At 64.2% G+C, this 23065-nt stretch carries 20 protein-coding genes and 1 pseudogene; 9 read left to right on the top strand and 12 right to left on the bottom strand.

Annotated features, from left to right (window positions below; all coding sequences use genetic code 11):
• Nucleotides 1-35: 35 nt before the first annotated feature.
• The 9 genes from DT069_RS03950 to DT069_RS03910 all read right to left on the bottom strand — a co-directional run bounded on the left by DT069_RS03950 (nucleotide 36) and on the right by DT069_RS03910 (nucleotide 11637).
• Nucleotides 36-1013, bottom strand: a complete 978-nt coding sequence (locus DT069_RS03950) for a 2-dehydropantoate 2-reductase (protein ID WP_119458985.1) — start codon at nucleotides 1011-1013, stop codon at nucleotides 36-38.
• 158 nt (nucleotides 1014-1171) lie between these two features.
• Nucleotides 1172-2038 (bottom strand): universal stress protein, encoded by an 867-nt coding sequence (locus DT069_RS03945; RefSeq protein WP_119458984.1) that lies wholly within the window; start codon nucleotides 2036-2038, stop codon nucleotides 1172-1174.
• 70 nt (nucleotides 2039-2108) lie between these two features.
• A complete protein-coding gene (locus tag DT069_RS03940; RefSeq protein ID WP_119458983.1) occupies nucleotides 2109-4238 on the bottom strand; it encodes an acetate--CoA ligase family protein in 2130 nt (709 codons plus the stop codon).
• A gap of 175 nt (nucleotides 4239-4413) precedes the next feature.
• On the bottom strand, nucleotides 4414-5643 hold the full coding sequence (gene frc / locus DT069_RS03935; RefSeq protein WP_119458982.1) for a formyl-CoA transferase: 1230 nt from the start codon (nucleotides 5641-5643) through the stop codon (nucleotides 4414-4416).
• A gap of 78 nt (nucleotides 5644-5721) precedes the next feature.
• Nucleotides 5722-7440, bottom strand: coding sequence for a thiamine pyrophosphate-binding protein (locus tag DT069_RS03930; protein ID WP_119458981.1), 1719 nt, complete (start codon nucleotides 7438-7440; stop codon nucleotides 5722-5724).
• 35 nt (nucleotides 7441-7475) lie between these two features.
• Complete coding sequence (locus tag DT069_RS03925; RefSeq protein ID WP_119458980.1) at nucleotides 7476-8168, bottom strand: GntR family transcriptional regulator; 693 nt, start codon at nucleotides 8166-8168, stop codon at nucleotides 7476-7478.
• A 208-nt stretch (nucleotides 8169-8376) separates the two neighbouring features.
• Nucleotides 8377-9897, bottom strand: coding sequence for a tripartite tricarboxylate transporter permease (locus DT069_RS03920; RefSeq protein WP_119458979.1), 1521 nt, complete (start codon nucleotides 9895-9897; stop codon nucleotides 8377-8379).
• A 186-nt stretch (nucleotides 9898-10083) separates the two neighbouring features.
• A complete protein-coding gene (locus DT069_RS03915) occupies nucleotides 10084-10584 on the bottom strand; it encodes a tripartite tricarboxylate transporter TctB family protein (RefSeq protein ID WP_119458978.1) in 501 nt (166 codons plus the stop codon).
• A gap of 54 nt (nucleotides 10585-10638) precedes the next feature.
• On the bottom strand, nucleotides 10639-11637 hold the full coding sequence (locus DT069_RS03910; RefSeq protein WP_119458977.1) for a Bug family tripartite tricarboxylate transporter substrate binding protein: 999 nt from the start codon (nucleotides 11635-11637) through the stop codon (nucleotides 10639-10641).
• A gap of 585 nt (nucleotides 11638-12222) precedes the next feature.
• On the opposite strand from DT069_RS03910, the gene sucC reads away from it, so the two are divergent.
• The 8 genes and pseudogenes from sucC (at nucleotide 12223) to DT069_RS03880 (ending at nucleotide 20840) form a co-directional block, all read left to right on the top strand.
• Nucleotides 12223-13398, top strand: a complete 1176-nt coding sequence (gene sucC, locus DT069_RS03905; RefSeq protein WP_119458976.1) for an ADP-forming succinate--CoA ligase subunit beta — start codon at nucleotides 12223-12225, stop codon at nucleotides 13396-13398.
• Entirely contained in the window at nucleotides 13398-14273 is an 876-nt protein-coding gene (sucD, locus tag DT069_RS03900; protein ID WP_119458975.1) for a succinate--CoA ligase subunit alpha, read from the top strand. The genes sucC and sucD overlap by 1 nt, the downstream gene beginning before the upstream one ends.
• A gap of 65 nt (nucleotides 14274-14338) precedes the next feature.
• Nucleotides 14339-16066 carry an NADH-ubiquinone oxidoreductase-F iron-sulfur binding region domain-containing protein gene (locus tag DT069_RS03895; RefSeq protein ID WP_119458974.1) on the top strand — a complete coding sequence of 576 codons (1728 nt, stop codon included), beginning with the start codon at nucleotides 14339-14341 and terminating at the stop codon, nucleotides 16064-16066.
• Nucleotides 16063-18846: a formate dehydrogenase subunit alpha gene (fdhF, locus tag DT069_RS03890; RefSeq protein WP_119458973.1), complete on the top strand. Its 2784-nt coding sequence runs from the start codon at nucleotides 16063-16065 to the stop codon at nucleotides 18844-18846. The genes DT069_RS03895 and fdhF overlap by 4 nt, the downstream gene beginning before the upstream one ends.
• 251 nt (nucleotides 18847-19097) lie before the next feature.
• On the top strand, nucleotides 19098-19256 hold the full coding sequence (locus DT069_RS24535; protein ID WP_162912969.1) for a hypothetical protein: 159 nt from the start codon (nucleotides 19098-19100) through the stop codon (nucleotides 19254-19256).
• A gap of 171 nt (nucleotides 19257-19427) precedes the next feature.
• Nucleotides 19428-19502, top strand: a pseudogene (locus DT069_RS24880) (hypothetical protein); the annotation flags it as partial.
• 162 nt (nucleotides 19503-19664) lie between these two features.
• A complete protein-coding gene (locus tag DT069_RS24875) occupies nucleotides 19665-19907 on the top strand; it encodes a hypothetical protein (RefSeq protein ID WP_425449988.1) in 243 nt (80 codons plus the stop codon).
• A gap of 204 nt (nucleotides 19908-20111) precedes the next feature.
• Entirely contained in the window at nucleotides 20112-20840 is a 729-nt protein-coding gene (locus DT069_RS03880; RefSeq protein WP_162912968.1) for a hypothetical protein, read from the top strand.
• Between the two features lie 102 nt (nucleotides 20841-20942).
• On the opposite strand, the gene DT069_RS25150 is transcribed toward DT069_RS03880, so the two are convergent.
• Nucleotides 20943-21056, bottom strand: a complete 114-nt coding sequence (locus DT069_RS25150; RefSeq protein ID WP_483887789.1) for a small membrane protein YohP — start codon at nucleotides 21054-21056, stop codon at nucleotides 20943-20945.
• A 176-nt stretch (nucleotides 21057-21232) separates the two neighbouring features.
• On the opposite strand from DT069_RS25150, the gene DT069_RS03875 reads away from it, so the two are divergent.
• Entirely contained in the window at nucleotides 21233-22216 is a 984-nt protein-coding gene (locus tag DT069_RS03875) for an ion channel (RefSeq protein ID WP_162912967.1), read from the top strand.
• Nucleotides 22217-22225: 9 nt separating this feature from the next.
• On the opposite strand, the gene DT069_RS03870 is transcribed toward DT069_RS03875, so the two are convergent.
• Both DT069_RS03870 and DT069_RS03865 read right to left on the bottom strand, forming a co-directional pair.
• Nucleotides 22226-22528 (bottom strand): hypothetical protein, encoded by a 303-nt coding sequence (locus tag DT069_RS03870; protein WP_119458970.1) that lies wholly within the window; start codon nucleotides 22526-22528, stop codon nucleotides 22226-22228.
• A gap of 32 nt (nucleotides 22529-22560) precedes the next feature.
• Nucleotides 22561-22995, bottom strand: coding sequence for a CBS domain-containing protein (locus tag DT069_RS03865; protein ID WP_119458969.1), 435 nt, complete (start codon nucleotides 22993-22995; stop codon nucleotides 22561-22563).
• Between the last annotated feature and the right edge of the window lie 70 nt (nucleotides 22996-23065).

Genomic DNA, 23065 nt, shown 5'->3' with positions numbered 1-23065 from the left:
CCCGGACCTCCCCCGCGTCTCGCGGGGGAGGGGGGTTAGTGGTACAGGCCCGCGACCGAGGCGCGCTGCCGCACCAGCGCAAGCACCACGTCGATCGTCGGCGTCTCGACGCCGACCAACTGGCCGAGTTCCTGGATGACGCTGACGAGCGCGTCGATCTCCATGGGCCTGCTGCGTTCGAGATCCTGAAGCATCGACGTCTTGTGGGCGCCGACCTTGCCGGCGCCGTCGATGCGCCGCTCGACATCGACCCGGAAATGCACGTCCAGCTTGTCGGCGATGGCTTTCGCTTCGAGCATCATGGCCTTGGCGACGGCGCGGGTGCCTGGGTCGCTGGTGATCACGTCGAGCGTCGCGTGGGTGAGGGCGCTGATCGGGTTGAAGCAGAGATTGCCCCACAGCTTCAGCCAGATCTCGTCCCGGATCCGGTCGAGGACCGGTGCCCGCAGCCCGGCCGCAGTGAGAATCTCGCTCAGGCGCTGGACCCGCTCGGTCACTTCGCCGCTCGGCTCGCCCAGCGGGAACTTGTCGCCATAGACATGCTTGATGACGCCCGGCTCGACCACTTCGGTCGCAGGATAGACGATGCAGCCGATGGCCCGATCGGGCCGCAGCACGTCCCACTGCTTGCTGCCGCGATCCACCGTTTGCAGCTGCTGGTTCTCCCAGGCGCCGCCGTGACGATAGAAATACCAGTAGGGAATGCCGTTGAAGGCGGTGACCACCGCGGTATCGTTGCCGAGCAGCGGCGCCATTGCGTCGACGGTTCCGGGCACCGAATGGGCCTTCAGGGTCACGAAGATATAGTCCTGGGGTCCAAGCTCGGCCGGATCATCGGTGCAGGTCGGATGGACGACATGCTCCTCGCCATCCTTGATCAGCTTTAGACCGTTTGACCGCATCGCCGTCAAATGCGCGCCGCGCGCCACCAGGCTCACCTCGGCTCCGGCCTGCGCCAGGGGAACGGCTAGATAGCCGCCCGTCGCCCCGGCGCCGAAAATGCATATTTTCAAAGCGTCGACCCCTTTTTGAATTTACCCCGGTTGCCGGGCGTCCTCCAGAAATCCGCATGTACTCAAACGCGAACCTAGAGAATTAGGGTCTTCTGCTGCAGATGCTATGCGACCGGATGCCGCACAGGGCTGCCGTTCGTTTTGCCGGTTTGGCTTGGTTAATGAGCCATCAGCACCGGAATCTTGCCGGTCGCCAGTACCTGTCGCGTCACGCCGCCCAGAATCAGCTCCCGGGTCCGGCTGTGGCCATAGCCCCCGAGGACCAGGAGGTCGGTCCGACATGTCTCGGCTTCGGCGAGGAGTGCCTTGCCGACCGATCGCGAGCCGGGATCGAATTTGTGCGTCGAAGCGGCGATCCCTTGCCAAGCGAGATAGTGGACGAGGTCGGCCGCGGTCGCCTGTGGCCTTGCGTCCTCGTCGGTCATGAAGACCCGGATCTTCTCGGCGAGCTGCAGAAACGGCATGGCGCCGGCCACGGCGCTTGCGGCTTCGGCGCTTCCATCCCATCCGATTCCGATCGTCTGCCCGAAGGAGTCCCGGGTGACGGGCGGCACCACCAGCACCGGCTTGCTGGTCCGCATCAGTGCCGCTTCGAGCACTGCGGGGGCGGGTGCCTCGGCGGCCGGCTGCGGGAGCACGATAAGATCCGCCAGCCGCCCCCGGCGGGCGACGATCCCGGCGCCCTCACGGCCGACTTCCTCGCGCCAGGCTGCCGAAACGGTGCCGGGGCCCGGCGGCTCAACGCCGACCGGGATCTGGTTGGCTGCACAATAGGCATCGAACTCCGACCGGACCTTCGCTGCGGCCGCATCGGCGGCTTGCGTCGCCGCCTGAACGACTTGGTCCTTCATCGCGGCAGTCACAGAAAGCCCCCGCGTCAGATAGCGGAGCGCGTCGGCTGGATTCCGGCGGACGAGCAGAACCTCGACATGCGCATCGAACCGGCGCCCCACGCTGAACGCCGGGCCGAAGACGGTCTCGCCGCCATCGGCGCCATCGAGTGGTACGAGAATGGTCTTGAGCATGACATTCCCTCCCAGCAAGACATGGCAGGCCTAACAGACCATGGTGAAGGTCTGTTAGGCCCTCTGGATGCTACAGCAGGCCGGCGGCCCGCGCCCATCGATATTTCGCGCCGAGTACGGCGACCGGCAGTTCGGTCGTGTAGGGGTAGGCGACGATGCCGCGCTCGTAGAGATAGTCGGAGGCCTGCTCGACCTCGACGTCGCCCACGAGGGAGGCGACGACCGGCTTGTCGATGCCCTTTGCCCGGTATTCCTCCACGACCTCGGCGACGAGCTTCGCGAACACCATGGGCGGCGTGACGATCGTGTGCCAGTAGCCCAGGATCAGGGAATGGATCCGCTCCTCCTCCAGGCCCAGCCGAATGGTGTTCTGGTAGGTCTTCGGCGGCTCGCCGCCGGTGATGTCGACTGGGTTCCCGGCCGCGCCGAAGGGCGGAATGAACTTGCGGAATGCCGCGTCCAGATCCTGCGGCATCGCCATGAGCTGCAGGCCGTTGTCGACGCAGGCGTCCGACAGCAGCACGCCGGACCCGCCGGCGCCCGTGATGATCACCACATTCTCGCCCTTCGGCGCCGGCAGCGCCGGAACGCCGCGCGCGAACTGCAGCATGTCGTTCAGGCTGCGCGCGCGGATCACGCCGCTCTGCCGCAGGACGTCCTCGTAGATCTTGTCGTTGCCGGCGAGTGCGCCGGTGTGCGACGCGGCGGCACGTGCGCCGAGCGAGGTGCGGCCGGCCTTCAGCACGATGACAGGCTTCTTCTTCGACACCCGCTTCGCAGCCTCGGCGAAGGCGCGCCCGTCCTTCAGATCCTCCAGATGCATGGCGACGGCCTGGGTGTTGTCGTCCTGCTCGAAGAAGATCAGCAGATCGTCCTCGTCGATGTCCGACTTGTTGCCGAGGCCGACGATCGCCGACACGCCCATCCGCGTCGAGCGGCTGAAGCCGATGATCGACATGCCGACGCCGCCGCTCTGGGAGGAGAGGGCGACCTTGCCCTTGACGTCATAGGCGGTGCAGAAGGTCGCGCACAGATTCTTGTGCGTATAGTAGAAGCCGTAGATGTTCGGCCCCATCACGCGGACATTGTGCTTCCGCGCGATCTCGACCATCTCCTGCTGCAGCTCTTCGTTGCCCGTCTCGGCGAAGCCGGAGGGGATCATCACAGCGCCCGCGACGCCCTTCTCGCCGACCTCGTTCAGTGCCGCCGGCACGAACTTGGCCGGAATTGCGAAGACCGCGATGTCGACCGCGCCGGGAATGTCCTTGATGCTCTTGTAGGCTTTGAGGCCGAGAATCTCGTCCGCCTTGGGGTTAATCGGATAGATCGTGCCCTGATAACCGCCGTTGATCAGATTCTTCATCACCGAGTTGCCGATTTTGCCTTCCTCGCCGGAGGCGCCGATGACGGCCACGGAATTCGGCTTCATGATCCGATTCATCGCCGTCAGGATCTCGTCCTGCGTCGGCCGGAAAATCGGCTTCGGCGGCGAGAAGTCGACGACGATGCGGACGTCGACGGCCGTTGCGCCGTCGGGCCTTGCGAAAACCGGATTGAGGTCCATCTCGCTGATCTCAGGGAAATCCTCGACCAAGCGCGAGACGTTCTCGATGATCGACGCCAGGGCCTCGCGATCGACGGGCTCCGCGCCGCGGACGCCGCGGAGGATCTCGGCGGCGGCGATGCCGTCGAGCATCGACAGGGCATCCTCGCGCGTGGCGGGCGCCAAGCGGAAGGTGATGTCCTTCAGCACCTCGACCAGAACACCGCCGAGGCCGAAGGCGACGAGCTTGCCGAAGCTGGGGTCGGTAACCGCCCCGACGATGACCTCCTGCGCTGATGACAGCATCTGCTGCACCTGGACGCCGGTGATATCGGCGTTCGGCTGATAGGCGCGCGCGTTCTTGAGGATGGTCTTGTAGCCCTGCTCGACCTCTTCGGCGCTCGACAGGCCGACAAGCACGCCGCCGGCATCCGTCTTGTGCAGAATGTCCTTCGAAACGATCTTCAGAACGACCGGGAAGCCGAGCTTTTCCGCCAGGCTCGCCGCTTCGTCGGCGGAGGTGGCCAACCCTTCCTGCGGCACCGGAATGCCGTAGGCGTCGCAGACTCTCTTGCTTTCCGGCGCGTTGAGGGCGGTACGGCCCGACTGCTTGACCTTATCCAACACCGCCCGAACCGTTGCCTTATCGTAGGTCATTGAATCCTCCCATAAGTTCGCTTCCGGTCAGCGGTGTGACCGAAGTTATTGATCTGTGAGCAGTGGGACGCACCCCTCACTCCGCCCCTCTCCCCGCAAGCGGGGAGAGGGAGGAAGAGAAGCCCTCGCCCCCTTCAGGGGAAGAGGGTTGGGTGAGAGGGTCTCGGCGACGACCTTAGATCGCACCCTCGGTGCGGGCGTTATGAATCTCGTCGTCGCCGTAGCCGAGTTCCTTCAGGATCGTGTCGGTATGCTCGCCGAGAAGGGGCGAACTCCTGACCTCGACCTGATTGTCGGACAGCTTGATCGGATTGCCGACCGTCTTGAAGACACCGCGCTCCGGGTGCTTCACGTCGACGACCGTACCGCGCTCGAGCAGGGACTTGTCCTCGATGAGATCCTTCATGTCGAGGATCGGGCCGCAGGGGACATCCACCTCGTTGAGGATCTTCATCACCTCGAACTTGGTGTGCTTCTGCGTCCACTGCTCGACCAGCGCGAAGCATTCGTCGAGGCGCGAGAGGCGCGCCTTCGGCGTCGCATAGTCGGGATGCTCGATCAGGTCCTCGCGCCCGATGATCTTCATCAGCGGCGCCCAGCCCTGAGGCTGGATGATCACATAGGCATAATCGTTCGGTCCGCCTGGCTTGCAACGGAGCGCGGCGCCCGGCTGACCACCGCCCGAGGCGTTGCCGGCCCGCGGCACCGCGGCCCCGAACTCCTTGTTCGGATACTCGCGCAAGGGGCCATGGGCGAGGCGCTGCTGATCCCGAAGCTTGACCCGGCAGAGGTTCAGCACGGCATCCTGCATCGCCACCTCGACCTTCTGCCCGCGGCCCGTCTTCTCTCGCTGAAGGAGCGCGGCGAGAATGCCGGCGACACAATGCATGCCGGTTCCGGAATCGCCGATCTGCGCGCCGGTGACGGTGGGCGGGCCGTCCTCGAACCCGGTGGTGCTGGATGAACCGCCCATGCACTGGGCGACGTTCTCATAGGCCTTGCAATCGACATAGGGGCCAGGGCCGAAGCCCTTGATCGAGGCATAGATCATCCGCGGGTTGAGTTCCTGAATGACCTCCCAGCCGAAGCCCTGGCGGGCTAGCGCGCCAGGGGCGAAGTTCTCGACGAGGACGTCGCAGGTCTTCACCAGCTTCCTGAAGATCTCCTTGCCCCGCTCGGTCTTCGTGTTGATGGTGATGCTGCGCTTGTTGCAGTTCAGCATCGTGAAATAGAGGCTGTCCACATCCGGCAGGTCACGAAGCTGCTCACGCGTGATATCGCCCCGGCCGGGCAGTTCCACCTTGATGACGTCGGCGCCGAACCAGGCGAGGATCTGCGTGGCAGAGGGGCCCGACTGGACGTGGGTCATATCCAGGATGCGGACTCCGTCGAGGGCTTTTCCCATGGTCTTCTACGTCCTCAAATAGAAACGAGATCGAAAACAAAGGGGAGAGCCGGGATGCGGCTCTCCCCTCGCAACAGCTTACTTGTACATCGTCTGGTTCATGGTGCCCGGCGCGTAGACGTCGGGGTCGACCCAGATATTGACGAGCGCCGGCTTGCCGGACTTCACCGCCTCGCGCGCCCGCTCCAGGGCCGGGCGGATCTGGCTGGCCTCATAGACCTCCTCGCCATGGCCGCCGAGCATCTGGGCGAACTTGCTGTAGGGAACGTCGCCGAGCTTGTTGCCGATGTCGCCCCGGTTCGCGCCGTACTTGGCGATCTGCCCATAGCGGATCTGATTCATCGACGAGTTGTTGCCGATGACGCCCAGGAAGGGCAGGTTGAACCGCACGCAGGTCTCGAAGTCGAAGCCGGTCATCGCGAAGGCGCCGTCGCCGAAGTAGGCGAGCACCTCCTTGTCCGGATGGGCGTACTTCGCCGCCATCGCGAAGGGCACGCCAACGCCCAGCGTGCCGAGCGGCCCCGGATCCATCCAGTGGCCCGGCTGGCGCGGCTGCACGGCCTGCGCGGTGATCGTCACCACGTCGCCGCCGTCGCCGATATAGATCGTGTCGTCGGTGAGGAACTCATTGATCTCCCAGGCGACGCGATAGGGGTTGATCGGCTTGGAGTCGGAGTGGAACATGGCGGCGAGCTTTTCGCCGCCAGCCTTCTCACCGGCGCGCAGCTCCTCGAGCCACGCCTCGCGCTTCTTCGCGCCGTTGTCGGTGCGGCCGGTCGCTGCGTCGGTTACCGCCTGCAGGATGCGACCGACATCGCCGACGATGCCGAGCGAGATGTCTCGGTTCTTGCCGACGGTGCGATAGTCGAGATCGATCTGCACCACCGTCGCGCTTGTGCTCAGGCGCTTACCATAGCCCATGCGGAAATCGAAGGGCGTGCCGACGATGACGATCACGTCCGCCTTATCGAAGGCATAGCGGCGCGTCCGGCTGAAGTGATGCGGATCGCCCGGCGGCAGGGTGCCGCGTCCCGCGCCGTTCATATAGGCGGGGATGTTGAGCTTGCGGGCGAATTCTTGCGCCGCGTCGCTCGCGCGGCAGGTCCAGACCTGGCTGCCGAGCAGCACGCAGGGCCGCTCCGACTTGACCAGGATGTCGGCCAGCTTCTGAACGTCGTCCGGATCACCGGCCGAGCGTGTGGAGGCCCGATATTGGCCGGCGGCTGGGATACGCGCCTTCTTGAGGTCAACCTCAGCATCGAGAATATCGCGCGGGATCTCGAGGAAGGAGGGCCCCGGCGCGCCGTTGTAGCATTCCCGGAAGGCCATACTGACCAGGTCGGCGATCCGCTCCGTGCTCGGGACGGTGGCGGCGAACTTGGTGACCGGCTGCATCATGTCGACATGCGGCAGGTCCTGCAGCGAGCCCATTTTGTGCTGGCTGAGCGAGCCCTGGCCGCCAATCAGCAGGAACGGGCTTTCCGCGCGGAACGCATTCGCGACGCCGGTCATGGCGTCGGTCGTGCCCGGGCCGGCCGTGACCACGGCGCAGCCGGGCTTCCCGGTCATCCGCGCATAGCCGTCGGCGGCGTGGGCGGCGACCTGCTCATGGCGCACGTCGATAATCTTGATGCCCTCGTCGATACAGCCGTCATAGATGTCGATGATATGGCCGCCGCAGAGCGTGAAGATCACCTCGACGCCCTCGTTCTTGAGGGCCTTCGCAACCAAGTGGCCGCCCGAAATCTTCTCGGCCGGAAGTTCTGTCGTCTCAATTTTCTTCGCTGCTTCCGCCATGATTCTCCTCCTTCGGGCAGACGGTGCCCCTAGCCTCAATCCAAATCGTGAATATGCGTCCTGACGTGCTCCGCCAGATCCAAGGTGTGCTGGCGCGCAAGCCGTTCGGCGAGCTCGGTATCCCGGGCCTCCAACGCCTCGATGATGTGCATGTGATCCTTGATCGAGCGCTTCGCCCGATTGTCTTCCGAAATCGTCTTCATCCGGATCGCACGCATATGAATGAACAGGTTCTGAGCCAGTTGATGCAGCAGGTTGCACCGGCTCATCTTCAAGATCGCTTGATGGAAGGAGACGTTCGTCTCCGAATACTCGTCCATCTTCGCCTGGACTTGCTCTTCTCCGTCGCCGAAGGTGGTGAACATCCGGCGCAGGGTGGCGATCTCCTCATCGCTGGCATTCAAGGTGATCAGCCGTGCCGCCATGCTCTCCAGCGCCGCCCAAACCGTGATCATCTCGATGATTTCGGCCTTCGTTTTGCGGACGACGAAAACGCCTTTGCGCGGCGCCGTCCGGACAAAGCCCTCCTGCTCCAACCGCGCGATCGCCTCGCGGATCGGCGTTCGGCTGACCCCCAGGATCGCCGAGAGCTGGCGCTCGTCCAGCCGCGGCTCCTCGCGGTCGGCATAGATGTTCATGGAGGTGATCGCCTCTTTCAGGCGGTCGTAGATCTTGTCTTTGAGAACGTAATTTACGTCCAAGGGCTCTACGACAAGTCGCGACGTCATGAAGCCTCCGTGGTCACTAGAACCCCCGCGGCCCAATGCGGCAGGGGCGGCAGACCGCGCTTCGATCTTTGGTATACAATATGCCAGATCTAGACGCAAGCCTCCCCGTTACAGTCATCCGCGGTCTTTTTTGGCGGGAGCCCCGAAACCCTTTAAGGGGTTTCGAGGCTCCCTAAGCTGACCCGCTAGATCGGTCTCCGGACCTGCTTCACTCGGCCGCCGCGTTCGCCTCGGCCCGCCGCTTGCGCTGCCAGTTCTGGACGAGCGGGAAGACGATCAGAAGCACCGCGCAAGCCATGAAGATCGCCGAGAGCGGCCGCGTGAAGAACGTCGTCCAATCGCCCTGCGAAGTGATCATGGCCTGCCGGAAGGTCTTCTCCGCCAGCGGGCCGAGAACGATCGCCAGCACGGCAGGCGCCATGGGATAGTCCAGCTTGCGCAGGAGATAGGCGCCGACACCGAACAGGAACATCAGCCAGACATCGTGCATCACGTTGGTGGGCGCGAAGCCGCCGACGACGCACAGCATGAAGATGATCGGTGCCAGAATGGTGAAGGGCATCTTCAGCACCCAGACGAAGAGCGGGATGCAGGATATCATCAGGACGGCGGTAACCAGGTTCGCCGTATAAAGGCTCGAGATCAGGCCCCAGACGAAGTCCCGCTCCTGGATGAACAGCATCGGGCCGGGCTGCAGGCCCCAGATGATCATGCCGCCGAGCAGGATCGCCGTGGTCGGCGAACCGGGAATGCCCAGCGTCATCATCGGCAGCAGGGCGCCGGTGCTGGCGGCATTGTTCGCGGTTTCCGGCGCGACGACGCCCGTGACCTCGCCCTTGCCGAACTTGTCGGGGTCGCGCGACATGCTCTTGGCGAAGCCATAGGCCATCAGCGAAGCCGGTGTCGCGCCGGCCGCCGGAAGCATACCGACGAAATAGCCCATGACCGAGCCCATCATCATCACGCCGGTGGAATGTCTCAGCCGCTTTATGTTTTCGAAGATGCGCGATGCGGTGATCGTGGCCTGCGACATCTCGACCTTGCCCTTGCTGGTCTCGATCGTCCACAGGATCTCGCCGATGCCGTAGATCCCGATTGCCAGCACGAGGAAGCCGATCCCGGCATAGAAGCCGGACATATCGAAGAAGATCAGGCGGGGCATGCCGCTGACATGGTCGAGGCCGACGGCGCTGAATACCAGCCCGATGCAGATCGAGAAGATCGTCTTCGGAATGTCATCGCCGCCCAGTCCGACGAAGGTCGCGAAGGCTAAAGCCATCAGGGCGAAGGATTCGGCGGGGCCGAACTTCAGCGCGAACAGGGCCAGCGGCGGCGCGAACAGCGTGAACAGGACGATGGAAACGCTGCCGCCGACGAACGAGCCGATCCCGGCAGCGACCAGCGCCTTGTCGGCCTGTCCCTTCTGGGCCAGCGGGCGGCCGTCAAAGGTGGTGGCAACCGCGGTCGAGGCGCCGGGAATGCCCAGCATGATGGAGCTGATGGAGCCGCCATACATCGCGCCGTAATAGATCGCGGCGAGGAACATCATCGCCTCGTTGGGCGGCACCAGGAAGGTAACCGGCAGCAGGATGGCGACGCCGTTCACCGATCCCAAGCCCGGCAGTGCGCCGATGACCAGGCCTCCCGCACAGCCGAGCACGATCATGGTCAATGCCAGCGGCTGGAGCGAAACGGAGAACCCATCGAGGAGAGAGGCGAGAATTTCCATGTGTCCCTGCGTTCGTTTGTCCGGACTCCGCGGCCGCTCAGACAAGACGTGCCGCAGAGACCTTATTGGTGCCCGTGTCTTCGGCTATGGTCGGCTGCGTTCGCCGAGCAGCCACTGGCCGAAGACTATGTGCTCGTTGGTCCGACTTCTCCCGTACTCTCCGGTGCCGGAGAAACCGGGAGGCTCTTAATAAAAGAGCGCGTATAAGGGGTAGAACAGCGGCTCCGTAATCCCCTTGGGAAGCGTGATCTTCAGCGCGATTTCAAAGAACAGGAAAAGGAAGATCGGAACGCTGATCGTGATAATCGCGGTGGTTATCCAGGAATGTCGGCCCATGAACCGCATGTAAAAAATGAAAAACAGCGGAATCGACACATACATGCCGACGAAATGAATTGCCAAAATCATCAAAAAGAGTGACCCCGCCGTGAGCGCAAACAGCTTCAGGGTCAAGGGGTCCATATAGGGCTCGCTCGAACGCGACTGCGGCGTGACGCCGCGCAGGCCGCGCACGAAGATCCAGATGCTCGACAGCAGCATCCCGCCCGACAGCCAGAACGGGAAGGTTCCGGCGGACGGGCCGCCCCTCGCTGAGTTCCAGCCGATGGGGACTTCCGCACTCTTGATCATAAGTAAGACGGAGAAGATCGCCAGAATGGCGGCGGTGATGATTTCTGCCCTTCGCATGCTAACGGTCTCCCCCGTCTTATCTTTTCGTCTAGCTTAATGTTGCGGGCGCGATTAGTCGGCCTTCGTCACCTTTTCGCCCATCGCCGTCAGCATTTCGGCGTGAACGTCGTACTGCTTGTCGATGAACTGTCCGAGCTCGTCGCCGGCCATGAAGACGCGGTCGAGGGCCTGCTCCTGGGTGTACTTCTTCCACTCCTCGGACTCGTGCACCTTCCGGAACGTGTCGATGTAGAACTGCTGGCACTCCGCCGGCATCTCCGGCGGGCCGACGACGAAGCGGAACTGGAAGTATTCGAGATCCTCGATGCCCTCGTCGGCCGCCGAAGGCGTGTCCGGATAGGCCGGAAGCCGCTCCGACGCGATCGCCATGATCGGCTTGGACATGCCGGCCTCATAGAAGCCTAGCTGCTCCGCCGGATTGTTCACGCTGGCGTTGATATGCCCGCCGATCAGGTTCTTCGCGACGTCGCCGCCGCCGTCGAAGGGAACATAGGTGAACTCGGGCAGGTCGAGCCTCGTCCGCAGCATCGTGAAGACCAGGGAATCCTCCTGGCCCGTGCCGGTGCCGCCGACCACATAGTCCGAACCGGCCTCCTTCACTTCGGCCACCCAGTCGTCGAGGGTCTCGACGTCCGAATCCGCCTGGACCCAGATGATAAAGGGATCCAGGGCGAGCTGCGCGATCGGCGTGAACGTCCTCGGGTCGACACCGAGGTCCGCTTGCCGCAGCGGCGTGGCGAAGAAGCTGTTCAGCGTCGCCATGATGGTATGACAATCGCCGGACTTGCTCTCCAGATAGCGCAGGCCTTCAGCTCCCGAACCGCCGCCCTTGTTGATGGGGATGAACGGGACGTTCGCGAAGTCGTTCTTTTGAATAATGTTTTGAATGAGGCGGGCGAGTTGGTCGGCACCGCCTCCTGCACCCGCCATGATGACGAATTCGACGGGCTTCTGTGGCTGCCAGTCCTGCGCGGCAACATTCGTCGATGCCGCGGACGCCATAGCCAGCCCGAGTCCTACGCCCAGGCCTAGTCTTCCGATATTAGCCATCGCTTCCTCCCTTAAAGTTTTGCGTGGCGTTTAAAGAAATGTCGGCAATCCGATCATCGCTTCGTTCATCGTTTGTTGGAAATGTTTTTGAACGAAGTTTGGAAAATCGCGCCGTGTGCTCCGATATGTCCTCCACCTGTTTGAAATCTGCGTGGTGGTATACTGGATACCAGGACCACTCCAAACGGTACCCGGAACGCGATCAAAATGTACAGATGTTTTTTCGGCGCGCCGTCCGGGCCGCTGCGCCGCGGAGGAGCGAGCGAGGCGGAGCGGACGGCCGTCCGTCATCCGGGTGGTGAGACGTCACTATACCATTGATCGCGCTGCCGATCGATTTGGGGGGTGGCAACCAATGCAGCCTGGTATATAGTATGCCAGCGTGCTTGCGATGATGGCGGAATTTGGATCGCAAGCTCGTTGCGCCCGGAAGTCCCTCTCCGGAGGCATTCGCCAGAATGCGTTTTTTCGAGGAGGCCGCCGAGGACGTCGCTTCCGGGATATCCTCGGACCCTGTTTTCGGATACCAGACGGCTTGCTTTACTGAATGCGGGACAGAAGCGCAGGTGCTCGGGAGACGTCGGAATGAACATTCACGAGTATCAGGCAAAGAGCCTCCTGAAGGAGTACGGCATCCCCGTTCCGCGCGGCGGCGTCGCCTATACGCCGCTGGAAGCGGAGGTTCTGGCGCGCGAGCTTGGCGGCCCGGTTTGGGTCGTGAAGGCACAGATCCATGCCGGCGGCCGCGGCAAGGCGGCCGGCGTCAAAGTTGTGCATTCGATCGATGCCGCCAAGGCGGCGGCCATGGAGATGCTCGGAACGAAGCTGGTGACCGACCAGACCGGCCCCGCGGGTAAGCGGGTGCGGCGCGTCTATATCGAGGAGGGCTTCGATGTCGCCCGCGAGTTATATCTGTCGGTCCTGGTCGATCGAAAGACCTGCCGTGTGACGATCTTGGCTGCCCCGGAAGGAGGCGTGCGGATCGAGGACATGGCGAGAGCGGCTTCGGGATCTGTTATTCGGACGGCGGTCGATTCCGATGTCGGATTGGCGCGTGACCAGGCGGAACGGCTGGCGGCGGATCTCGGCCTCGAAGGCAGCCAAGCGGAGGCGGCGGTGCATGTGATCACCGGAGTCTATGATGCGTTCGTCCGCCTCGATGCCAGCCTGATCGAGATCAATCCGCTCGCGGTCACCCGAAATGGCGACATCGTCGCACTCGACGCGCGGATGAGCTTCGACGACCACGCCCTGTTCCGGCATCGGGAGCTGGAGGAACTGCGCGACGCCGACGAGGCCGATCCGTCGGAGCTCGAGGCCGCACGCCACGAGATCAACTATGTCGGGCTCGACGGCAATATCGGCTGCCTCGTCAGCGGCGCCGGTCTTGCCCTGGCGACGCTCGATATCCTCCGGCTGCATGGCGGACGGCCCGCCAATTTCATGGATGTCCGGCCGGTGGCGACGCGCCAGCAGGTGGCCAACGGCTTCAAGATGATGCTTGCGAGCGGCGATTTGAAGGCGATCCTCGTCAATGTCTTCGGCGGCGGCATCATGCGCTGCGACCTGATCGCCGAGGCGCTGGTCGCCGGCGCCCGGGAGGTGAGCCTCCGGGTGCCGCTCGTTGTCCGCTTCGCCGGTACCAACGCGGATATCGGGCGCAAGCTGATCCAGAACTCCGGGCTTGCCGCCGTCTTCACCGACGACATGGGCGATGCGGCGGAGGCGGTGGTCCAGGCGGCGAAGAAGGAGGCGGCCTGATGGCGATCCTGGTCGATGCGGACACGAAGGTGATCGTCCAGGGCTTCACCGGCCGCCAGGCGACGTTCCACGCCGAGCAGGCGATCGCCTACGGTACGCGGATCGTCGGCGGCGTCACGCCCGGCAAGGGCGGAACGAAGCATCTTTACCTTCCGGTGTTCGATACCGTCGCCGCCGCGGTGCAGGAGACCGGCGCCACCGCCAGCGTGATCTTCGTGCCGCCGCCCTCGGCGGCCAGCGCCCTCCTGGAGGCGATCGACGCCGGCCTGCCGCTGGTGGTGTGCGTCACCGAGCGTATTCCGGTGCTCGACATGGTTCGCGTCAAGCGGCGGCTCGAAGACTCGCAGACGCGGCTGATCGGTCCGAACTCGCCCGGCATCATCACGCCGGACGCCTGCAAGATCGGCATCATGCCGGGGTCGATCCATCGCCGCGGCCGGGTCGGGATCGTCTCCCGATCGGCCACGCTGACCTATGAGGCGGTCGAGCAGACCACCGCCGCCAAGCTGGGCCAGTCGACGGTGATCGGGATCGGCGGGGATCCGGTGTCGGGCATGAGCTTCGTCGACTGCCTGGCGCTGTTCCTGGCCGATCCGGGCACGGATGCCGTCGTCCTCATCGGCGAGATCGGCGGGACCGGAGAGGAGGAGGCGGCGGCTTTCCTCGCGGCGGAGCAGCCGAAGAAGCCGGTCATCGCCTTGGTCGCCGGCCGCCACGCGCCGGCGGGCCGGCGCATGGGCCATGCCGGCACGCTGAATGCCGAGGGCAGGGGCGGCGCGGACGAGAAAATCGAGGCGCTGCGGAGCGCGGGCGTGCACATTGCAGACTCGGCCGCGACCATCGGAACGACGGTGCTGAAAGCCCTGGTGCATTAGTGGGCGCTGCTGTAGAGGTGCCCGGTTGTGGGAAAGAATGACTGCGCAGTTGGACGGAGTAGACAGTGTCGAGAGATAACGGTTCGGGGCATAACGGGGCGGCCGAAGAGGTTCGGAAGTTCATTCATCCCGGTGCAGGGCGACGCAAGACCCAGCTCCATCCGAAGGGGCGTCAGGTCGATCCCGATGCGCTGCGCGAGGTGCAGACGCTGCTGGGCGACCGCCCGCGCCGGCGCGATTTGCTGATCGAGCATCTGCACCTGATCCAGGACCGCTATAACGGCCTCTCGGCGGCGCATCTGGTCGCGCTCGCGCATGAGATGAAGCTGGCCCTGGCCGAGGTTTACGAGGTCGCCACTTTCTACGCGCATTTCGACGTGATGCGCGACGACGACACGGTGCCGCCCACCCTGACGATCCGGGTCTGCGACAGCCTGACCTGCGAGATGATGGGCGCGCAGCAGCTTCTCGCGGCCCTGAAGGGGAAGCTGGACGGCGGAGTCCGCGTCGTTCGGGCGCCCTGCGTCGGACGCTGCGAGCGCGCGCCGGTCGCCGAGGTCGGCCACAATTTCGTCGATCACGCGACGGTGGAGAGCGTCGCCCGCGCGGCCGCCGAGGGGCATACGCATCCCGAGATCCCGCCCTATGAAAGCCTGGCCGACTACAAGGCCGAGGGCGGCTACAAGCTTCTGAAGGACTGCCAAGCCGGGCGGCATACCGCCGACGAGCTGATCGGCGTCATGGAGAATTCCGGCCTTCGCGGCCTCGGCGGCGCGGGCTTCCCGTCGGGTCGCAAATGGCGCTTCGTGCGGCAGGAGGCAGGGCCGCGGCTGATGGCGGTTAACGCCGACGAGGGCGAGCCCGGAACGTTCAAGGACCGGGTCTATCTCGAATCCAACCCGCACCGGTTCCTGGAAGGCATGCTGGTTGCCGCTTGGGTCGTCGAGGCGACAGACATCTATATCTATCTGCGCGACGAGTATCCGGCCGTCCGAACCGTGCTTCTGGACGAGATCGCCAAGATCGAGGCCGAGGGACTCAACGGCGCGACGACGATTCATCTGCGGCGTGGCGCCGGCGCCTATATCTGCGGCGAAGAGTCGGCGATGATCGAGAGCATCGAGGGCAAGCGCGGCTTGCCGCGGCATCGCCCGCCTTACGTCGCCCAGGTCGGGGTGTTCGGACGGCCGACCCTGGTCCACAATGTCGAGACCCTCTATTGGGTCCGCGAGATCGTCGAGCGCGGCCCGGAATGGTTCCAGGGTCACGGCCGCAACGGGCGCAAGGGCCTGCGCAGCTTCTCCGTCTCCGGCCGGGTGAAGGAGCCGGGCGTCAAGCTCGCCCCGGCCGGCATCACCGTGCGCGAGCTGATCGATGAATATTGCGGCGGCATGGCCGAAGGCCACGCCTTCAAGGGCTATCTGCCCGGCGGCGCCTCGGGCGGGATCCTGCCGGCCTCGATGGGCGATATCCCGCTCGATTTCGGCACGCTTGAGGAGCATGGCTGCTTCATCGGCTCCGCGGCGGTTGTGATCCTGTCCGACAAGGACGATATGAAAGCGGCGGCCCTCAACCTGATGCGCTTCTTCGAGGACGAGAGCTGCGGTCAGTGCACGCCCTGCCGCGTCGGCACCGAGAAGGCGGTCAAGCTGATGGAGAAGCCGGTGTGGGACGAGGCGCTGCTCGACGAGCTGGCCCGGACGATGACCGACGCCTCGATCTGCGGTCTCGGCCAGGCGGCCCCCAACCCGCTGAAGATGGTCATGAAACACTTCCGAGAGGACCTGCGATGAGCGATCGGATTTCCTTCATCCTCGACGGCCGTGAGGTGACCGCCGGGCCGGATGAAACCATTTGGCAGGTCGCGAATCGGCTGGGCAACGAGATCCCCCATCTCTGCTGGCAGCCCTATCCGGACTACCGGGCCGACGGCAATTGCCGCGCCTGCATGGTCGAGGTGAAGGGCGAGCGGGTGCTGGCAGCGTCCTGCATCCGCAAGCCGACGGCCGGCATGGAGGTGACCACCGACAACGAGCGCTCGAAGACGGCGCGCCGCATGGTCATTGAGATGCTGCTCGCCGATCAGCCCGCCAAGGAAGTGGCGCGCGATCCCGAATCCGAGTTCTGGCGCTGGACCGACGCGGTCGACTTGACCGAGAGCCGGTTTCCGTCGCGCGGCCGTGCCGGCGACGGGCAGCCGGCGCCGGACCTCAGCCACGCGGCGATGGCCGTCAATCTCGACGCTTGCATCCACTGCAATCTCTGCGTGCGCGCCTGCCGCGAGGTCCAGGTCAACGACGTGATCGGCATGGCCGGGCGCGGCCATGGCGAGAAGATCGTCTTCGACTTCGACGACCCGATGGGCAACAGCACCTGCGTCGCCTGCGGCGAGTGCGTGCAGGCCTGCCCGACCGGCGCGCTGATGCCGGCCAACCTGCTCGATAAGCAGCAGGTGCGGACCGAATATGCCGACCGAAAGGTCGACAGCGTCTGCCCCTATTGCGGCGTCGGCTGCCAGCTCACCTTCAACATCAAGGACGAGAAGCTACTCTATGTTGATGGCCGCAACGGGCCGGCGAACCACAGCCGGATGTGCGTGAAGGGCCGGTTCGGCTTCGACTACATCCACCACTCGGACCGCCTCACCGTGCCGCTGATCCGCAAGGAGGGCGTGCCGAAGAACGCGAATGACCAGGTCGATCCCAAGAATCCCTGGACCCATTTCCGCGAGGCGAGCTGGGAGGAAGCGCTCGAGTTCGCCGCGTCGGGCTTGAGGCGCATCCGCGACCGCGACGGTGGCTCGGCCCTGGCCGGCTTCGGCTCGGCCAAGGGGTCGAACGAGGAGGCCTATCTCTTCCAGAAGCTCGTGCGGACGGGCTTCGGCACGAACAATGTCGACCACTGCACGCGGCTCTGCCACGCCTCCTCGGTTGCGGCGCTGATGGAGACGATCGGTTCCGGCGCGGTAACCGCGCCGTTCAGCGCGGCGCTCGACGCCGAGGTGATCATCGTGATCGGCGCCAATCCGACGGTCAATCATCCGGTCGCTGCCACCTTCATCAAGAACGCGGCCAAGAAGGGTGCGAAGCTGATCGTGATGGACCCGCGCGGTTCGGCGCTCAGCCGGCACGCCACCCACATGCTGCAGTTCAAGCCCGGCAACGACGTGCCGATGCTGAACGCGATGATCCACACGATCCTTGAGGAGGGGCTGCACGACCAGCAATATGTCGACGGCTTCACCGAAGGGTTCGCCGAGCTGAAGGCGAAGGTCGCGAAGTTCTCGCCCGAGGCGATGGCGCCGGTCTGCGGCATCGACGCCGGCACGCTGCGGACGGTGGCGCGGCTCTATGCCACGGCGAAAGCCTCGATCATCTTCTGGGGCATGGGCATCTCCCAGCATATCCACGGGACCGACAATGCCCGCTGCCTGATCAGCCTAGCGCTGCTGACCGGCCAGGTCGGGCGGCCGGGCACCGGCCTCCATCCGCTGCGCGGCCAGAACAACGTGCAGGGCGCCTCGGACGCCGGGCTGATCCCGATGGTCTATCCCGACTATCAGGCGGTCCAGAAGGACGCGATCCGCGAGCATTTCGAGCAGGCCTGGGGTACCAAGCTCGACCCCAAGAACGGCCTGACGGTGGTCGAGATCATGACCGCCGTCCACAATGACCGGATCAAGGGCATGTATATCGAGGGCGAGAACCCGGCCATGTCCGATCCCGACCTGCAGCATGCGCGCGGCGCGCTCGCCCATCTCGAGCATCTGGTAGTGCAGGACATCTTCCTGACGGAGACGGCCTGGCATGCCGACGTCGTGCTGCCGGCCTCGGCCTTCCCGGAGAAGGACGGTACCTTCACCAACACCGATCGCCGGGTCCAGATGGGTCGGCAGGCGCTGCAGCCGCCGGGAGACGCGCGCCAGGACTGGTGGATCATTCAGGAGATCGCCCGGCGCCTCGGCCTCGACTGGACCTATACCCATCCGCGCGATGTCTATGCCGAGATGGCGTCGCTCATGCCGTCGCTCGACAACATCACCTGGGAGCGGCTGGAGCGCGAAGGTGCGGTCACCTATCCCTGCGACGCCGAGGACAAGCCCGGCAACGAGATCATCTTCGCGGCCGGCTTCCCGACCGAGAGCGGGCGCGGCAAGCTGGTGCCGACCGATATCGTGCCGCCCGACGAGCTGCCGGACGATCGCTTCCCGATGGTCCTCTCGACCGGGCGGGTGCTGGAGCATTGGCATACCGGCGCGATGACCCGGCGGGCCAGCAATCTCGATGCGATCGAGCCCGAGGCGGTCGCGGCAATGTCGCCGTCGGACCTCAGCCGCCTCGACCTCCGGCCGGGCGAGCAGGTTCGCGTGGCGACCCGTCGCGGCGCGATCGAGCTCAAGGTGCGCAGCGACCGCGATGTGCCGTCGGGCATGGTCTTCATTCCCTTCTGCTATACCGAGGCCGCTGCCAACCTATTGACCAACCCGGCGCTCGATCCGTTCGGGAAGATTCCCGAATTCAAGTTCTGCGCTGCCAAGGTCGAGAAGGTCGCAGCCTCGGCCGCCGCCGAGTAGGCCAGGTCTCGCGGATCCGATCCCCTGCGGCGGTGAACCGCCGCAGGGCCACCGCCATAAAAACGGCCGTTTCGGCCGTTTTTTGTTGCTGAATGGCGTCTTGGCGTTCCCTTTCTGCGGAGGAGCCAGCCATGCAGGGCGCGAATGGCCGCGGCGCAAAAAATGCGCGTTTAACACCCTAAAATATAACGTATATCGATAGTGTGCAGTGCAGCATATGCTGCCGATGCAAGCATTATGGGAAGATAGCCATGACGATGTCGAAAACCTTTGAAGAGGTCTATCCGTCCTATCCGTTCTCGGAGATGGTCCGCCTCGCCGTCAGCTTCGGAGCGCTGCTCGGAGGAATGCGGCGGCCGGCGAATGACGCCATGCCGTCGGAGGGCCTGATTCCCGAGGGCGCGGACTGAGCGTGCTTAGTCAGCGGACTATCGGCGCGTTGTAACGCCCCGACGCCGACCGGCGCCGGGGCGTTTTTCATTTCGGCGGCCCGCGATCCGCATGGATCAAATCCGGTCCCCCGGAGTTCATGTCTTTGCGATCGCGGCATCGGCCGCGAGTGATCGGCGAGCGTTTCGGGGGCTCGAAATGAGGATATCGTCTGGGCCTATGACGATCCGATTCCGGAATGCCGGAAGATAGAGGGCTTCCCGTGTTTCTACAACGAATGGGTCGATCGCATCCTGGGGGACGGGAGGCCGGAGCGCGATGCCGAAGATCACGGGGTCGACCGCGGCTTCGGTGCGGATCGGATCGGATCGGTAGTCGTTGATATCGAGAGCGTCCGACGGTGGGCGCCGGCAACAAGGAGTGATGCGATGTTGAATAGCGAGTTCTTGCGCAAATTTTCGGTCATGGGCGTCTTTCTGTTGGCCATGACGGGGCTCGCCGCCTGCGAGGACGAGACTGATGTCGGCGAAGCGGTCGAAGAACCGGCCGGAGACGTTGGCGAGGTGATCGAGGAGCCGGCGAGCGATGTCGGCGAGGCGACCGAAGGCGCGGTCGAAGAGAGTGGCGAGGCTCTCGAGGAAACGGGCGAGGAGATACAAACCACCGAGTGATCGGCCCTCGTCGGCCTGTCAGGAGGCGGCCCGGCCCTGCGCCGGGCCGCCCCTTTGAGCGAAGCTTTCCCCCTTCTTTTCCGTTGACCCCGCTCCACGCTGCGCCGCCTCTCCGTCGGCGCGCGAATCGGTTGGCGCTTCCCGTCGATCTTTGGCATTAAGAGTGTCTTGGGGACCGTCGAGTAGCGGGAGAGGCCGGACGGAATGTCACTCGGGCTTTACGAAAGGAGAGCGCGCGCTCGTCGCCGCCTCTGGTTGGGCGTCTTCAAATGGACGGTGGGACTTGGTGCCGTTATCGCCGCTGGCGTCTATGCCTATCTGTCGGCCTCGGCTCTGGTCGAGCGCGAGGTCGCCGCGCTGAGGCAGGAGATCGTCGAGTTGAACGATACTATCGCCCGACTGCAGCAGGCCAATGCCGGGCAGCAGCAGGCAATGGCGGCGGCCAGGCAGGATTTGGCCGAGTGGCAAGAACGTTATGATCAGGATGTGCCGGCCGGCGAGATGAAGAAGCTGTTCGATCTCGCGCGCGAAAAGCTGCGCGCCGGGGTCGAGCCGAGCCGCCTCGCTTTCCTCATCAGCTCCGCGAAGAACGAGGATGCTTGCGACAACATGCCGATGACCAAGCGCTTCATCGTGCAGACACCGTTCTACAGCGGCGCCAACGACGCCGTCAGTTTCGCCGATGGGTCGATCATCGTCACGGCGACCGGTCAGTCCGCGACCGATGAGAACGGCAATATGGAGGTGCGCTTCGATCCGGCGCAGCCCGTGGATGTGCGGTTCACCGAACTCGGCGGTGAAACGTCCAATGCGACCGGCGTTCTGCCGGTGCATCACTCGATCGTCGTTGACGACACGGAATATCGCTTCAGCGTGCTTGCTGGCGAGTCGGGCTTCGTTCACGTGACGGCGGACAGCTGCCGCTATCCCTGATGGACCTGGGTCGGCCGTCGAAGCGTCCTGCGGATCAGTCTCCAATCATATGGGGAGAGGACGAGTCACCGATCGGGTTGCGTCAGCTGATCGGATCGTGCCCTAGAAGATCAACATCAGCAGACCGATGACGACGGCAAGCCCGATCAGAAAGATTACCAGGACGCTCTTGCCGATGAATTTGAACATGATCCTCTCCCTCTGATTCCCGTTCATCTTCCCAAAACTGTGAGTTGAACAACTCGTTACCGCCGATGTTCCGTTTCGGATGGGGCTGACGAACGTCTTCGGTGCTCACTATTTGATCGAGTAGTGGTCGGCGGCGCATTGTCGAGTAGGCGTATATGGATGCCATATGGCCGATCCTGGGCATTACCATCATCCTCGGGACGATGGTGGATTTCGTCTGGACCACGCTGACGGCGTCAGGGGCGGGCCCGATCACCCGGACGATTTCGCGCCGGCTCTGGCAAATGGCCTTGCGGCTCGCGCGTCGAAGCAACTCGAGTGCGTTCTTGACGCTGGTCGGTCCGGCGATATTGCTGGCAACTGTCTGCGGGTGGACTCTTCTTTTGTGGCTCGGATGGACGCTGGTTTTCCTTGCCGATCCAATGTCCGTCGTTAACAGCCAGACGGGCCAGCCGGCCGATTTCTGGGCGCGGGTCTACTTCACCGGCTTCACTCTCTCGACTCTGGGCGTGGGGGATTATCGACCCGGCGACGGTCTATCGCAGATCGCGACCGTGGGCGCGGCCATCAACGGCCTCGTTCAGGTCACGCTCTCGATAACCTATCTGCTCTCCGTGCTGTCGTCGGTCGTTCAACAGCGCTCGCTGGCGGCGCAGATCACCAGCTTGGGCGAGTCGGCCGAGGGTATCGCGATTTGCGGCTGGAATGACCAGGGGTTCGATCAGCTAACCCAGCGTCTCTCGACCTTTGCGCCCGAGTTGGTGACCTATTCTCAGCGGCAATTGGCGTATCCGGTCATCACTTACTTCTTCAGCAGTGATTGGCGCACGGCCAACGGTCCGGCAATCGCCATGCTCGACGACCTCCTTCTGCTCTTGGCTCGTGTCGTCCCTGAGAAGCGCCCGCCAGCGCTGTTGCTCAGGACGCTGCGTCGGGCTATCCACCTGATCCTGGACTCTCTGTATCTGGCGAAACCAGGATCGGAATCGCGACAACCACCGCTCCCCGACGTCGGTCCGCTCAGGCAGGCCGGAATCCCGGTCATCGACGATCTCGACGAGGGCGGTGTCGGTGAAAGTCGAGACCGACGCCGTCAGATCCTCGAACTGGTAGAAGCGCAGGGCTGGACCTGGAGCGACGTCACAGGAGCCGGGCGCGAGCGTCGCCGTTGGCGCCGAATTGAATGAACGCCCGCGTTAATCACAGCAGAAAAGGCGGTTCCCGGCGGAGAGCGCGTCCTGCATCTTCACCCGCTTGTGTTGGCGTGCTGGCGTATCCGGCGGTCCTGGCGGCATGAGGTCAAGCGGTCCGGCGGCGGCGCAGGGCGAGTTGCTGTAGATCCCGTCGCGCCGCCATCGGCAGGGCCCGAACATCCTGACCTCGCCATACAGTGTGCCGTCGGCCGCCGCGATGCGCGTGATAGTGGCCTCTCCACCGTCACGCGTGCACAGAACCATGCCTTCGCTGCAGATCGACAGGAAATCGACTGTCTCGCTCATCCTTTTCCCGCAGGATACCCTGCCGCGGACGGTTATCGGCCGGCCAGCACATATTGGCGCAGCGAATCCACCTCCAGCGCCGTCTCGTCTAGCCGTTGCTTGACGACATCGCCGATGCTGACGATGCCGACCAGCTGGTCATCTTCCAGGACGGGAAGGTGACGCACGCGTCGCGCCGTCATGATGGCCGTGATTTCCTCGATGGTGTCGGTTGGTCGGCAGAGTAGCACATCCCGTGTCATCAGGTCGGCAACGGTCATTGCGGCGACGCCGGCACCGTGCTTCGCCATCCCGGACACGATGTCGCGTTCCGAGATCACGCCGGCGACATGTCCGGAGCCATCCAGGACGAGGACGGCGCCGATCCGGTGCTCGCTGAGCAGGCGAGCCGTTGCTGCGATGGTCTCCTCGGGTCGGGTAGTCACAATCTCCGCACCCTTGCGATCGAGTATCGATTGGACATACATGGCGCCTCCTTTCTGGCACGGGCCGGAGGCCGTTCGAGCGACCCTGCGGCAGCGTCGGGTGGCGTAGTCC

It is taken from the genome of Virgifigura deserti, assembly GCA_003576685.1.
Classification (GTDB): Bacteria; Pseudomonadota; Alphaproteobacteria; order Dongiales; family Dongiaceae; genus Virgifigura; species Virgifigura deserti.
Note: the sequence above shows the minus strand (reverse complement) of the source record. Positions and strands in the feature narration are given on the sequence as shown.

What these genes read in the sequence shown, in the direction of transcription:
- DT069_RS03865 (WP_119458969.1), bottom strand. Translation starts at nt 22,995, where the DNA reads ATGTATGTCCAATCGATACTCGATCGCAAGGGTGCGGAGATTGTGACT.
- DT069_RS24535 (WP_162912969.1), top strand. Translation starts at nt 19,098, where the DNA reads ATGACGATGTCGAAAACCTTTGAAGAGGTCTATCCGTCCTATCCGTTC.
- DT069_RS03940 (WP_119458983.1), bottom strand. Translation starts at nt 4,238, where the DNA reads ATGACCTACGATAAGGCAACGGTTCGGGCGGTGTTGGATAAGGTCAAG.
- DT069_RS03945 (WP_119458984.1), bottom strand. Translation starts at nt 2,038, where the DNA reads ATGCTCAAGACCATTCTCGTACCACTCGATGGCGCCGATGGCGGCGAG.
- DT069_RS25150 (WP_483887789.1), bottom strand. Translation starts at nt 21,056, where the DNA reads ATGAACGGGAATCAGAGGGAGAGGATCATGTTCAAATTCATCGGCAAG.
- fdhF (WP_119458973.1), top strand. Translation starts at nt 16,063, where the DNA reads ATGAGCGATCGGATTTCCTTCATCCTCGACGGCCGTGAGGTGACCGCC.
- DT069_RS03875 (WP_162912967.1), top strand. Translation starts at nt 21,233, where the DNA reads ATGGTGGATTTCGTCTGGACCACGCTGACGGCGTCAGGGGCGGGCCCG.
- sucC (WP_119458976.1), top strand. Translation starts at nt 12,223, where the DNA reads ATGAACATTCACGAGTATCAGGCAAAGAGCCTCCTGAAGGAGTACGGC.
- frc (WP_119458982.1), bottom strand. Translation starts at nt 5,643, where the DNA reads ATGGGAAAAGCCCTCGACGGAGTCCGCATCCTGGATATGACCCACGTC.
- DT069_RS03880 (WP_162912968.1), top strand. Translation starts at nt 20,112, where the DNA reads ATGTCACTCGGGCTTTACGAAAGGAGAGCGCGCGCTCGTCGCCGCCTC.
- DT069_RS03930 (WP_119458981.1), bottom strand. Translation starts at nt 7,440, where the DNA reads ATGGCGGAAGCAGCGAAGAAAATTGAGACGACAGAACTTCCGGCCGAG.
- DT069_RS03915 (WP_119458978.1), bottom strand. Translation starts at nt 10,584, where the DNA reads ATGCGAAGGGCAGAAATCATCACCGCCGCCATTCTGGCGATCTTCTCC.
- DT069_RS03870 (WP_119458970.1), bottom strand. Translation starts at nt 22,528, where the DNA reads ATGAGCGAGACAGTCGATTTCCTGTCGATCTGCAGCGAAGGCATGGTT.
- DT069_RS24875 (WP_425449988.1), top strand. Translation starts at nt 19,665, where the DNA reads ATGTTGAATAGCGAGTTCTTGCGCAAATTTTCGGTCATGGGCGTCTTT.
- sucD (WP_119458975.1), top strand. Translation starts at nt 13,398, where the DNA reads ATGGCGATCCTGGTCGATGCGGACACGAAGGTGATCGTCCAGGGCTTC.
- DT069_RS03925 (WP_119458980.1), bottom strand. Translation starts at nt 8,168, where the DNA reads ATGACGTCGCGACTTGTCGTAGAGCCCTTGGACGTAAATTACGTTCTC.
- DT069_RS03920 (WP_119458979.1), bottom strand. Translation starts at nt 9,897, where the DNA reads ATGGAAATTCTCGCCTCTCTCCTCGATGGGTTCTCCGTTTCGCTCCAG.
- DT069_RS03910 (WP_119458977.1), bottom strand. Translation starts at nt 11,637, where the DNA reads ATGGCTAATATCGGAAGACTAGGCCTGGGCGTAGGACTCGGGCTGGCT.